The sequence below is a fragment of the Corynebacterium sp. 11A genome (assembly GCF_008930935.1).
GTDB lineage: Bacteria > Actinomycetota > Actinomycetes > Mycobacteriales > Mycobacteriaceae > Corynebacterium > Corynebacterium megadyptis.
The window spans coordinates 154,271-167,351 of record NZ_PQMR01000003.1 but is presented as its reverse complement, the minus strand read 5'-3'; the positions used below and the strand labels follow the sequence as shown (position 1 = coordinate 167,351).

General features: G+C 61.0%; 11 protein-coding genes and 1 CRISPR repeat array (1 of these 12 only partly in view). All 11 genes read left to right on the top strand.

Features of this window, described 5'->3' with window-relative positions; genetic code table 11:
* Positions 1-1,257 (top strand): glutamate-5-semialdehyde dehydrogenase, encoded by a 1,257-nt coding sequence (locus tag GBB18_RS04355; protein WP_151549317.1) that lies wholly within the window; start codon positions 1-3, stop codon positions 1,255-1,257.
* On the top strand, positions 1,254-1,955 hold the full coding sequence (nadD, locus tag GBB18_RS04350; protein ID WP_225990232.1) for a nicotinate-nucleotide adenylyltransferase: 702 nt from the start codon (positions 1,254-1,256) through the stop codon (positions 1,953-1,955). The genes GBB18_RS04355 and nadD overlap by 4 nt, the downstream gene beginning before the upstream one ends.
* 38 nt (positions 1,956-1,993) lie before the next feature.
* Positions 1,994-2,464 (top strand): ribosome silencing factor, encoded by a 471-nt coding sequence (gene rsfS, locus GBB18_RS04345; RefSeq protein ID WP_151640876.1) that lies wholly within the window; start codon positions 1,994-1,996, stop codon positions 2,462-2,464.
* A 4-nt stretch (positions 2,465-2,468) separates the two neighbouring features.
* Complete coding sequence (locus GBB18_RS04340) at positions 2,469-3,173, top strand: histidine phosphatase family protein (RefSeq protein ID WP_151640875.1); 705 nt, start codon at positions 2,469-2,471, stop codon at positions 3,171-3,173.
* A complete protein-coding gene (locus GBB18_RS04335; RefSeq protein WP_151640874.1) occupies positions 3,170-3,997 on the top strand; it encodes a DegV family protein in 828 nt (275 codons plus the stop codon). Before GBB18_RS04340 ends, GBB18_RS04335 begins: the two co-directional genes overlap by 4 nt.
* Before the next feature lie 60 nt (positions 3,998-4,057).
* Positions 4,058-4,741 (top strand): ComEA family DNA-binding protein, encoded by a 684-nt coding sequence (locus GBB18_RS04330; RefSeq protein ID WP_151640873.1) that lies wholly within the window; start codon positions 4,058-4,060, stop codon positions 4,739-4,741.
* Positions 4,738-6,174, top strand: a complete 1,437-nt coding sequence (locus tag GBB18_RS04325) for a ComEC/Rec2 family competence protein (protein WP_151640872.1) — start codon at positions 4,738-4,740, stop codon at positions 6,172-6,174. Before GBB18_RS04330 ends, GBB18_RS04325 begins: the two co-directional genes overlap by 4 nt.
* Positions 6,175-6,334: 160 nt before the next feature.
* Positions 6,335-6,958 carry a type I-E CRISPR-associated protein Cas6/Cse3/CasE gene (locus GBB18_RS10850; protein WP_151640871.1) on the top strand — a complete coding sequence of 208 codons (624 nt, stop codon included), beginning with the start codon at positions 6,335-6,337 and terminating at the stop codon, positions 6,956-6,958.
* A gap of 24 nt (positions 6,959-6,982) precedes the next feature.
* Positions 6,983-8,290 carry a type I-U CRISPR-associated protein Cas7 gene (locus GBB18_RS04315; protein ID WP_151640870.1) on the top strand — a complete coding sequence of 436 codons (1,308 nt, stop codon included), beginning with the start codon at positions 6,983-6,985 and terminating at the stop codon, positions 8,288-8,290.
* Positions 8,291-8,299: 9 nt separating this feature from the next.
* Positions 8,300-9,547 carry a type I-U CRISPR-associated protein Csb2 gene (csb2, locus tag GBB18_RS04310; protein ID WP_151640869.1) on the top strand — a complete coding sequence of 416 codons (1,248 nt, stop codon included), beginning with the start codon at positions 8,300-8,302 and terminating at the stop codon, positions 9,545-9,547.
* Between the two features lie 122 nt (positions 9,548-9,669).
* Positions 9,670-12,843 carry an HD domain-containing protein gene (locus GBB18_RS04305; protein WP_192795921.1) on the top strand — a complete coding sequence of 1,058 codons (3,174 nt, stop codon included), beginning with the start codon at positions 9,670-9,672 and terminating at the stop codon, positions 12,841-12,843.
* 69 nt (positions 12,844-12,912) lie between these two features.
* Positions 12,913-13,081: a CRISPR direct-repeat array (repeat unit 28 nt; unit sequence GTTTTTCCCGCACGCGCGGGAGTGGACC) (it continues 1,387 nt past the right edge of the window).

Here is a 13,081-nt window from a genome sequence, read left to right as displayed (position 1 = left end):
ATGAACGCAGATACAACGACTTTGGAACTAGCCCGCGCCGCGCGTGAGGCAAGCACGACCATCGCGCAGCTGCGCACCCCAGCGAAGGATGAGGTGCTGCTGGCTGCCGCCGCGGCCCTCGAAGAGCGCGCCGAGGAGATTATTGCCGCCAATGAGCGCGACCTTGAACGGGAACGCGCCGCCGGCACCTCGGAGGCGCTGCTCGACCGCCTCGCTCTGAGCACCGAACGCATTACGGGCATCGCCGATGGCCTGCGCCAGGTGGCGGCACTGAGCGATCCCGTAGGGGAGATCACCCGTGGCCACACCCTGCCGAATGGGCTGGTACTCAGCCAAGTGCGGGTGCCGCTCGGAGTGATTGGCATGGTGTATGAGGCGCGCCCGAATGTCACCGTTGATGCCTTTGGCCTGTGCCTGAAATCCGGCAACGTGGCGCTGCTGCGCGGCTCTAAGTCCGCGGTGGAGTCCAACCGGGCGCTAGTGGCCATCCTGCAGGATGTGCTCGCCGCGCATGATCTGCCGCGTGCCGCCGCGCAGCTTGTGCCCTGCGAGAGCCGTGAGAGCGTTACTGAACTTATTACTGCTCGTGGGCTGGTGGATCTGGTGATCCCGCGTGGCGGGGCCGGCCTGATCAATGCCGTGGTCACCGGTGCCACGGTGCCCACCATCGAAACCGGCACGGGCAACTGCCACCTCTATATCGATGCCTCGGCGGATCTGGAGCAGGCCATCGCCTTGCTACTCAATGGCAAAACCCGTCGGGTAAGCGTGTGCAACGCAACCGAGACCGTGCTTATCGACGCCGCCCTCGACACCTCCAGCCGTCGTGCCATCATCGACGCCCTTGTGGCTGCTGGGGTGCGCGTGCACGCCGATGAGCAGCTACTGGATCTCAATGATGAGGCCGTGGCCGCCACAGAGGAGGACCTAGACACCGAGTATCTCTCCATGGACATCACTGCCGTGGTGGTGGAAGGTGTTGCCGGGGCAATCGAGCACATCCGCGCCCACTCTTCAGGCCACACCGAGGCCATTGCCGCCCAGGACAGCGGCGTGGTGGAACGCTTCGGCCGCGAAGTGGACTCCGCAGCGGTGATGCTCAACGCCTCTACCGCCTTTACCGATGGCGAGCAGTTCGGCTTCGGCGCGGAGATCGGAATCTCTACCCAGAAGCTGCACGCTCGCGGCCCCGTGGGGCTGCCGGAGCTGACCTCCACCAAGTGGATTGTGCGTGGGGAAGGCCACACCCGTCCGTGAGCGCCCCTGCACGTATCGGAATCATGGGCGGCACCTTTGACCCGATTCACCACGGCCACCTCGTGGCCGCCAGCGAAGTGGCCGATCGTTTCCAGCTGGACCAAGTGCTTTTTGTGCCCACCGGCCAGCCCTGGCAAAAAGCCGGGCGCGATGTCTCTGATGCGGAGGATCGCTACCTGATGACGGTGATCGCCACCGCCTCCAATCCACGCTTCGCGACCTCGCGGGTGGATATCGACCGCGGTGGGAGCACCTATACCATCGACACCCTGCATGATCTGCGGGCCCAGTTTCCCCGCGCCGAGCTCTTCTTTATTACCGGCGCGGATGCCTTGGCGAAGATCGTCACCTGGCGGGACTGGGAGGAGATGTTCAACCTTGCGCACTTCGTGGGGGTTAGCCGCCCGGGCTATGAGCTGGAGGAGGACATTCTTCCCGAAGTGGATCATGAGCACCTGTCCATCGTGGAAATTCCCGCAATGGCGATCAGCTCCACCGATTGCCGCGCCCGAGCGCGGGCCGGCCGGCCGGTCTGGTACCTTGTGCCGGATGGAGTGGTGCAATACATAGCCAAGCGGCAGCTTTATCGGCCTGAGGGGCGGGATCGTTTATCGCAGCCGTCCTATGATGGCGCAGGCGCTGTTGAGGGCGGCGTGGGCGGCCCAGGCACGGAAACTCACGCCGAGGGCAGTCGATAGATTACGGTAGAAGAAGAATTTTAAAGGAGTTTTATTAAGTGACAGCACGAGAATCCGCCATTAAGTACGCGTCGATCGCAGCGCTTGCTGCCAGCGAGAAGCTGGCCGAAGAGATCGCCGTGATCGATGTGTCCGAGCGCCTCGCCATTACTGAGTGTTTTGTGATCGCCAGCGCCGATAACGAGCGCCAGGTCAGCGCCATCGTGGAGGAGGTGGAGGACCAGCTGGCCAAGGCTGGCCGGAACCACCCCACGCGCCGCGAAGGTACCCGTGAGGGACGCTGGGCGCTGCTGGATTATGAAGACATCGTGGTCCACATCTTCCGCGGGCCCGAGCGCCAGTTCTACGGCCTCGACCGTCTCTGGGCGGACTGCCCGCTGGTAGATGTTGAGGGTTTGGAAACGCTCACCCGCCCCGAGGACTGGGGCGACGAGGTGGATATCCGCGAGGTCAGCGACATCGGACAGATCCCGCTCGCCGGCGAGGATCCTTCCGAGAACGAAATCTAGCGCGATGGGCCGACGACTCGTCCTGCTACGCCACGGAGAGACCGAATATAACGCCACCGCTCGCATGCAAGGTCAGCTCGACACGAAGCTCAGCGAGCGTGGTGTGATTCAGGCGCGCCAAGCCGCCCGCTATCTATCGGGGCTGAACTTCGTGCGCGTGGTCTGCTCTGATCTGCATCGCGCCCACGATACGGCGCGGGAAGTCGCGACACTGCTGGACGTTCCCCTCATCACCGATGAACGGCTGCGCGAAACCCATCTCGGTGAGTGGCAGGGCAAAACCCACGCGGAGATCGACGCCGCCACTCCCGGCGCGCGCGCCCGCTGGCGCCATGATGTCTCGTGGGCGCCGCCGGGTGGGGAAACCCGCCTTGAGGTTGCCGCCCGTGCTCGGGCCGTGGTGGATGAAGCCATGGCCGAGGTAGAGGAGTGGGAAGAGAAGTCCATTCTGTTTGTGGCTCACGGCGGCACGATCAACGCGCTCACCGGCTCGCTGCTCGGTTTTGCCACAGCCGAGGAATTCTCCCGCCTCTCCACGGTGGCTAATACCTGTTGGGCGCAGCTACAGGCCCGCCCACACTATGCCCCCGGTTGCACTAGGCCGCAGTCCTTCACCCCCGATAATCTGGACAATGCCCAGTGGTACCTCGAGGGATGGAACGTGGGTGTGACTCCGGGGCTGACGGTGTGTGAAAGCACGAACCCATGACGGTGCGCATCGTCACCGACTCCACCGCCTGCCTGCCGCCCACGCTCGCCGAGCAGCTCGGCATCACGGTGGTGAATATTCATGTCACCCACTCGGACAAAGACCGCACCACCGCGGGGCTATCCGCGCTCGAGCTGGTGGCCGCCTATGCCCGCCAGCTGGAACGCGGCGGCGACGAGGGCGTGCTCGCCCTGCACATGTCCAAGGAGATCTCCTCCACATGGTCCGCGGCCGTCACCGCCGCCGGGGTATTTGAGGATAGCCGCGTCCGCGTGCTCGACACCGAATCCTTGGGGCCGACCATTGGCATCGCCTGTATTGCCGCTGCCCTCAAAGCCCGCGAGGGCGCCGATCTTGATGCCTGCTATGACGCTGCTTTGGAGGTGCTCGAGCACTCCGAGGTGTGGTTCTACGTGCACAAGATCGATGAGCTGCGCAAATCTGGGCGTCTCTCGGCTGCCAATGTGCTCTTCTCTGCCACGCTCGCAATCAGGCCGCTCATGCACCTCAAACAGGGCCGCATCGAGATCGCCGCGAAAACCCGCACACAGGCCAAGGCGCTAGCGAAGCTCGCTGAGGTAGTGGAGCTGTATTGCTGCGAGGAACCGGCGGTGGTGACGGTGCTGCACCACGAGGCCCGGGAATCAGCCCGCCAGCTGGCTATTCACATCGTGGAGCGCATCCACGTTGATTCCACGGTGCGGCTGGATCGCCTCGAACCGGCTCTCGCCACCCATACCGGGCCGGGCACCGTAGCGGTGAGCGTGACTCGTGGCAACCCCAGCGCCGTCATCGAGGCCCTGGCTGTGGAAAACGAGCTGTAGTCCACAGCCCGCACCACACGCTTATCGACGCCACCTCGCCCGCCACCTAGCCTGCGGGGCATGACTTCCGCCTCCCCGCTTGATCGCCTGCGCGAGCTGACTCGCCCCACCGGCGAAGAAGACCTCCTGCACGTCCGCTATCCCGATAACCCCCGCCTGCGGCTCAGCCCGCGCCACGGCCTGATCGCCGCCGTGGTACTGCTGCTCCTCGGCGGGGTATTCCTCGTGCCCCAGTTCCGTAGTGCATCCCCGCCGCCGGTCGAATCGGTGGCGGTGTACGAAGACGAGACCACCACTGAGCAGCCCAAGGAGATCGTGGTGGCCGTGATCGGGCACGTCGCCAATCCCGGGCTACAGCACCTGCCTGCAGGTGCGCGCACCGATGATGCGCTCCGCCATGCCGCCCCGCTGCCGGAGGCGCAGCTCAGCGCAATCAACCTGGCCCAAAAACTCAGCGACGGCCAGCAACTCTATGTGCCCGGCCCCGAGGAGGATCTCGCCATCGCCGGCGCAGCCCCACTCAGCCCCGCCGCACCGGGCGCTGCGCCGGTCGGGAAGGTAGCGCTCAATAGCGCCGATAGTGCCGCACTAGAGACCCTGCCCGGGGTGGGGGCAGCAACCGCCGCAGCGATTATCGCCCACCGCGAGGCATCCGGGCCTTTTGAGAGCGTCGATCAGCTGCTGGAGGTCAAAGGAATCGGCTCCGCCAAATTCGAGGCAGTAAAGGACCTGGTCACCTTGTGAACCCTCCCGTTGCTTTCATCGAGCTGCGCCTTATCCCGATCGCCTGCATGGCGTGGGCATCCACATGGGTGGTGGTGGCCACCGACCACGGGCCGTTGCTCCTCGTGGTGCTGGGAGTGGTCGCTGTCGCCGCCGCGTGGGCGTATCGCGCGCCGGGAAGCGCCCTACTGCTGGCCGCTACGGTCGTGGTGCACGGTGGCGTCGCCCAGCTGCGGCGCCTGCTCATCCAGCAGCACCCCATAACCCAGGCCCGCGGCCACTACGAGCTTGCCGGCCGAGTAGTCAGCAGCACGGAATTATCTGGCGGCAGTACCTGCCTCACCCGCCTGCGCCTTGCCCGCTACCCAGCCGAGCTGCCCGTCTTTCACCCGTGCGAACGCTGGCAGCCCCACCGCGGCGAACAGGTAGTCGCCAGCGTGCAGTTGCACGAGGACACCCGCGTCGGGCTGAACGCCGTGGTGGCGCGGCTGCAGCACGGCCGTGTTGTGGGCGAGCCGAGCTGGTGGGACCACTGTGCGCACGCCGTGCGGGCACGATTCATGGAGATTGTGCAGCAGAACGTGGGGCAGCGCTCGGTGGGGCTCATCCCCGGCATGGTCTTTGGCGATACCTCCCTGCAAAGCGAGGAGGAAACCGCAGCCTATCTCGCCACGGGACTCAGCCATCTGTCGGCGGTCTCGGGGGCGAATGTGGCCATAGTGACCACCGCGTGCGTGATCGTATGCCGGCTCGCCGGCTGTGGGCCGCGCTGGCAATGCGCGGCCGCGGGCATAGCGCTGGTGGCCTTTGTGGTGCTGGTGGGGCCGGAGCCTTCGGTGAAAAGAGCGGCCGTAACCGGAGTGGTGGGGTTGGTGGCGGTAGTGAGTGTCTCTCGGGCTGAACCTTTGCATGCACTCGCTGTGGCGATAACGGGGCTGTTGCTATGGGACAGCGATCTGGCGGTGAGCTATGGATTTGCCCTCTCCTGTGCTGCTACCGCGGGGATTGTGGCCTTACACCCGTATCTCTACCCGCGGCTGGCATGGCTGCCTATACCCGATGTGTGTATCCGAGCATTGTCTGTGGCGATTGCCGCAGACATTGTGACTATGCCCCTGCTGGCTTTGATGGTGGGGCGGGTATCTGCTGTGGCGGTGGCGGCAAATGTGTGTGTGGCCGCAGCGGTGGCGCCGGTGACGATCGTCGGTTTGTTCGCTGTGGTGTTAGTGGCGCTGCGGGCGGAGGCGCTGGCCGCTGTGGCAGTGCGAATTATCGAGCCTTGTACGTGGTGGATTCACTGGTGTGCCGAGTTCTTTGCCGGCGTGCCCTGGGCAGTGATTGAGATCGGTTCTGGGCCGTATTCGGTGGTGGGGGTGGTCCTCGCCTGTTGTTGGTTTCTCGTGTTGCTGCCCGCGCGGCGGCGCGTGGAAAAACAAATAAGTCACACACAATGAGCTCCCGAACAGCTCCATCATGTCCTAGCCATACACCTGCATACCGACGGTAGTCTTTCGCAGGACTTCCAGACTTATGTCGATTCGAGAAAGCGAACGTACATACGAAAAAGCGTTCAAGTTCTGAGTACGTGTCCGCAGGCCTAGCTATGGTTAAGCCATGAGCCACAAAGACAGTATTGGAGTGGACTTACAGTATGGGCTTCCATCCCATCTGAGACACGCCACTAGGAAAGATCTCCACAGAATTGTGATGTCCGGTTTTGAAGATGGGCAGTTGGACGAGGCGATGCCTCGTTCAGACGCCAGATGTCTTTTTGCCGTTTCTGGGCGCAACCTCATCGTGCGCCACCGGCCCGACCTCAACCATCAGATACCGGGCTTGTCCGCGGAGCGCAGCACGCTTCAAGCCACAGACCCAGAACAGCGATACCACCTTGAAGTAACTGTTAACGCCCTGGTTGCACGCTCCCAGAGAGGAGCGCTACCACCAGAAGTTCGCCAACAACATTCTCCTCGCGGGCGCAGAGTACCGGTTCCTCCAGATGAACTCCCTGAGTGGGCTCTCGATCTCCTCAATCGGCGAAACCTCGAACCGGATGATCTGACAGTGAGCGAAAGGTTCAATGTCAGGCGAACCGCTGGGCGCACGGGAATCATTCCCGCAGTGACCATCACCGCAACTGTCCGAGGTGGTGCTGAACTCGATCACGTTCTCAGCCATGGTCTCGGGCGAGGCCTCAACTACGGCCTGGGCCTCGCTCACGTACAACCCATCCACTAACCACACTCTTGAAAGGCACTGTATATGTCTCTGCTTTCGGATATCCTCCGTTCTGAATCTCCCTCGCTTGTTCGTCACGCCCAGCTTGAGCCGGCGGCCGGACCGGCCACGCCGGTAGCTCCGGCTGTCTACCCCAGTGACACCGACGGCCGCACGTATCGCATCAACCAGAATGCGCCAGTCCTCTTGCCCGATGATGAGGGCTTCTTGTTCACTAACTCAGGACGGACAGCACCATCGGTTGTCATCTCGTCTGTTGCAGGCGAGGCAACGCGTGCTGAGCCAGTCATCTACCACGATCCTGAGTTGTATCCTTGGCTGCCCGCAGTGGAAATCACTGCGCCTTCCGACAGTGACATCGAGGAAGCCGTCGAAAAATCAATGGCTAGGGCGATTAAAAATATGCCCAGCCTAGAATCTCAGGCTCGTCGAGCAGAGCTAGGTGATGTCCTGAAGCGGCTGCGGACATCCTCGTGGGAGCTGTCGCACCGTCACATCGATAGCTGGGTGCGCTACAGCTTGACAGAGGACAACGGAAAGGCACTCTGGTCCCAGCCAAGCTCCGATCTCTATCGAGAGATCGTTTCTTCAGAGGCCGCTACGATCGCCGGTGTCTCCCTGAACTCAGTGATTTGGGGGTACTGGTTGGCCAGTGGAGCGACGTCCACCCATCGACGAGCACGGTCAATTTCCTCCCAAATCATCGGCACCGGCGCGTCACCATCACCCGTGTTCGCCACCAAAACGCCCGGTAAACTGCCTGCCTCCGGTCGTACTCGACTGGTTCTAGACGATGGAGAGCTCACCGTCGTCGAGTCCGACTCCAAGGTAAAGGGGATCAAACCTAAGCAGCCGTCAGCTTTTGGTCTGGGCGCCATCATTACTTCCGGTGATTCCGTTCCGATTCACTACACCTGCGAGAGCATTGCATCATTGACGTCGGTGTCCCTAGCCGACTTGCGAGCGCTCGATCGATACGAGGTCAAAGAACCCGTGATCCGAGCCGCACTGGGAGTCTCTATGCTGGCCACCGAATTAGTCGCAAACGACGGGCATATTCGTAGCGAATGCGATCTCGTCGAGATTGCACCACCGGCATGGGGGCTTCGTGTACGCGGCCAGCGAGGAGCGCGTCGTATCGAGGTGGACGTAGATGAGCTTCGCCGAGAGACCCTAGAGGCGCTGGAGGAATCTGTTAAGGCGGGCTTCTTGCCGGCGGCAGAGCAGGGCAGCGGTGCGCGCAAGATCAAGCTGCGTATGTCGTCGAGCATGGCACAGGTGGTACTAGACGCACTTCTGGCTACTGCAGCGAAGTCGTCCACCGACGAGTAGAGGCGGCCAATGATTACCATCCATGTCGACTTTAACTCGACATTTCACGGTACCGATCGCCAAGGGAAGAGGGAATGGCCACCGTCCCCAGCTCGGCTCTACTCTGCTTTAGTGGCGGGCTGCCACAACGCGCAGCTGTCTGATTCCACTACCGAGGCTATTCGCGCGGTCCTTCGAGAGGTGGAGCGTAGCGTCTCGCCGGATATCTTTACTGGGCAGTATCGGCTCCCAGAAGCCGATTGGACTGATGCATTCTTGGCGAAAAAGCCCTCGGGATTGCCTCGGAAGTCTGCTTCTGTGGGCCAATTGACGAAAATGCAGGCGAAAAGAGCCGCCCGGCTTCCAGAACCGGTGCTCGCCACTCGCGTGACGTACGTGGTAGATGTTTCTTCGGAGCACGCGGAGTTGCTAGACAAAGCTGCCGCAGCAGTCGGCTACTTCGGCACGTCGATGGACGGCTGCATCATGAAGGTCGTAGAAGGCGATGATTCCGGCGCAGTAGAAAACGCCCAGAGGTGGGTCGGAGTGGAGAGCCCAGCCGGCCAGGTGCGCACGTGGCAGCCTGGGTTCGGGGCAGCACTGGATAAAAGGTTCGAGGAAGAGCATCAGCTTGGAGCTCATGTTCCCACAGTGCCCGCACGTCAAGTTTCCTACCTTCCAGATCATCGCGATCCGCAGAACCCAGATAACGACGGGTGGATACCGCTGACGTTTAACCGGACGGTGAAGGACACGAGGAGAATCTCTGCTTCGGTGGACCATGTACGATCTGTCGCTGGTTGTGATGGTGATGTTTTCCCGTTGGTAAACGCGGATCCGGAGCACGGAAACGGAGCTCTCATGGGGGTAGCCGTTCGCGGAATTCCAGCCGCCCACCGGTTGCTGCAGGATGAGAACCTCGGATTGCGTTATGACCCAGCGGATCGTCGAGTATGGACTCGGTTGAGCAGTTATTTTGCTGTGTCTCAGCGCTGGCGTACGGCGGTACCCATCTATGGTCCCGCCGACCGAACAGTGGCAGCAGCCTATCTTGAGCACTACGCGTCGAAGGCGGGAGTACATCTCCTCAGCCATCAATCAACCTCGCCCAGACTCAAGGGCTGTGCGCCGATGAGTATGCCTTTTCATCCACGTGGTTTTGTTCCTTACGCGGTCACCGTGGAGACACCCACACCAGAAACTCGACCTACGCTGACGACGGACTCGCTATTTGTTCCCGTCGGCAACATTGGCACTAACACAGGAGATGATGACTAATGGGAGATGCCACGATGTTTCCGAGCTTCGCGGAGTTCTTCCATGGAGTCCATGGGGTGCCGCCTTATCGGTGGCAGGAAGAAGCGGCGAACTACGCAGTTCGCACGGGTCGACTTCCCCTCATGATTGATGTTCCTACAGGCTTAGGAAAAACGGCGTTAGCGGACGTCTGGGTGTGGGCGCTTGGCCGCGCCACGGCCGCAGATTTTCCTCACCAGCTGGGGCAGCGCTACGTCCATGCTGTTGAACGACGAGCGGTCGTCGACGGGGCGGACGCTCACGTTCGTCAGTTGCAACGGGCATTACTCGAGCCATCCATACCGGCCCTTCGCATGGTCTCTGATGCCTTATTGCTGCTTGCTGCTGAAGGAGCCGAGCCACTGGGCGTCACGAGTTTTCATGGATCTCGGCGTGACGACCGGACGTGGCTGGATAGGCCCCGTGGTGCGACCATTATCACCACCACCGTTACCCAGCTAGTGCTCCGAGTATTGGGTCATGCTCCCGGCGTGACTCCCAACACCGCGATCATTCACACTGGGTTGATTAGCCACGATGCTGCGTGGGTTGTCGATGAGCCCCATCTGTCGACCGTAATGGTCGACACACTTCGGCAAGTATCGACGATGGCAAACACGACGCTGACGTGTCTCGGCGCCACCATTCCCGACCATCTCGTTGATGTACTTGACCCCGATGCGGAGGACACTATCCAGTTTCTTCCCGAGCAGGAGACCTCCGGAGCACTGGAGAGATACAATGCACCGCGTTTAGCCTCGATCGTGTGTAGCACGGCGTCTTCTCCCGTCAGGGAATTAGTAAAACAGGCTGCGCGCGCCCATACGGAAACCTCACGCTCCATTGTCTTCGTGAATACCGTGCAGACAGCCTCCGATGTGGCGGCGGCGCTTGCTAAGAAGCTTCCTAAGACGAATGTTCGGCTGGTGACCTCTCGTGTGCGTATGGTCGACCGTGACGAAAAAGACCTTGCTCCGAAACCTGGGGAACTTGTCGTGTCCACGCAATGCCTCGAGGCGGGTGTTGATTTTGAGGTTGATCTACTTGTCACCCAGGTGTCTGCGTGGCCCTCGCTCGTGCAGCGCATGGGTCGACTCAACCGTTATGGAGGTTCAGCCCACCCGCAGGGGATCCTTGTAGTGCCGAAGAAAAACCCAGACAAAGGAAGCCAAGCGGTCTACGGTGAGGAAATCTTAGCCAACGTCTGTAGTGGCTTGCGGGCGCTACCTAATGGCGCCGACTTCTCGTTAGGCGGTATCCCTTCCTTGAAGGAAGCTGTTCTGGGTGACAACTCCGCTTGGCCGGAGCCAGTACGTATGGGACAGATGGACGCAGAGTACGCAGCCCTGATGCTCGTCGCTCCCGCTCCGCACGCCACGTCTCTTTGGCTGCGTGGCCTAGACCAAGAGGAGGAGACAGCTCCTGTTGCTGTGTTGTGGAGAGATGTACTTGATGAAGAAATCCTAGAGGCAGCTCCTCCGACACGCGGTGAGCAGCTTGAACTTTCGATTCACCTCGCCCGAGGACTTGCCGCAGGCCATTGGAACGGAGAGATGGCCGATACTGATGATGCTGACAACGGCTACAAGCGAGCCAAGCGTGAGCCCACCACCACGACACGTGAGCGACTGGAGAAGATACGGATCCGGAAGGCGGAGGGATGGTGCATACCCCAGTCCTTATGGGATATAGCTCCTGGATCAACGATCGTTTTGCATACCAGCCTAGGGGGATATCTCCCAGATAGGGGAGTGTGGGTCAGTGATGCCCCAGTCGAGGATGTTCACGCATCCACTGGGGAGGTTGAGATCATTCCACTTCCCGAAGAATGCGCGGAGATGACGCCGCAGCAGATTGGACGATATTTGGACCGTTGGGTGGTCTGCGTTAGCGATAAGTTTGTGGTCTCTCGGCCGCGCGAACAACAAAAACGGCGCGAAACCTCATCGGGGATTCTGACACTCGTCGATCATTGCCGTCAGACATCGGGGCTGGCCGAGCAGTTCATTGCGCCCTCGAAAGCGGAGTCCTCGCAGCTGAAGGAAACAGTCGTCCAAGCCGCGGGGCTGCATGACCTCGGAAAGGCTCACCCCTCATTTCAGGCATACCTAGGGGCACAATCAGGGGATTGTCCATTAGCAAAATCCACCGGTCGGAATCCTCTTCCCCGCGACATCGCTAACCCAGTCGATCATGCTGCCCATGGTGCTCGCATTGTCGCCGCCTACTGCCCAGAGAACCCCCTAGTGGCGCACCTTGTTGAGTCCCATCACGGCTACCGTGGAACGGCCAATTACCGCGACTTGTGCGGCGACAATCCGTGGTTCCTAGCCTGGGCCGAGACAATGGTCCGGTTGGCGGACTGGAAAGCATCTGCGGAACCGGATCCCCATGCTCTGGGGCCGGTGACGATAGACGATGCGCTGCTGGACAAGGCCTCCCACGATATTGACGATCCTGCCCAGCCCTTCGTTGACCTAACCGGACTCGGAGGTAGTCGCGTTGGCGCATGGTACGCGACGGTCGGAATCGCCTGCGCGGCGGAAGAAGTGGCTGGGCGCCGAGTTTCATTGAGCTGGCCCGAAGGCCTAGCCGCTCCTCGTCTGCACGGGGTTTCAGAATCCGACCTACCCGCAATTGCAGCTTGGTTCACCGAGGCTTTTGTGCCAGATCTTGAACGGTGGGAAGAGGACATCCGCTCGGCGACTAGCGGACTGCTTACTACCAAAAACCATCGGTGCATCATCCCAGACCTGAGGAATGGAGTTAGATGTGCCCACAACGCAGCCAAGGGAAACCGGGTTTTGAGCAAGGTAAGTAAGCATCTGTTTTCAGCGAACATGCCGCTTTTAGATGGCGGTAAGACAGAGCTATCTGGAGGGTGGCTTGCCGCCAATGGCATCGTATTCAAACGTATCCAGGACGCCCCGCCTGTCAGCGTTGAGATGATGCTTCACGCTAGTAAAGGATGGCAGACCTCCCCAGAGCTTGGAGCATCTGACCATATTCTCGACCGGCTCTCGGATACAGCGCCCGACACGGTAAGAGTAGAAGAATACTTACCTATTGCCGTGGGCATAGCCGTGTCAGGGCGTCCCTTGGCCCAACACGGAGTGGCGCACCTCAAAGGCCGAAAGAGGTTTCTTCCGCGCCCGACATATCCAGTAAGTTTATGGACTCTAGAGGTTCTATCGAGGAGACACCGTGGTTCTGGTCTGTTGGCGGAGGAGGTGACGCGCGGGAAATTTAAGACTGTTGCTCCACCGGTCGTAGTTTAGTTCGTTCAAGGCGAATAGAAGTTGAATCTATACGCCGTGTTTGCTCGCTAAACCTGCTGTTCGCAGAGGGTTTTTCCCGCACGCGCGGGAGTGGACCCTGCTCGTTCGCGGCGTGATGTGCCTATTGCAGGTTTTTCCCGCACGCGCGGGAGTGGACCCCGCGAGTGGCTAGAAAGCGCAATCGCACGAGAGTTTTTCCCGCACGCGCGGGAGTGGACCCTAGGCTAGGTGTATGACT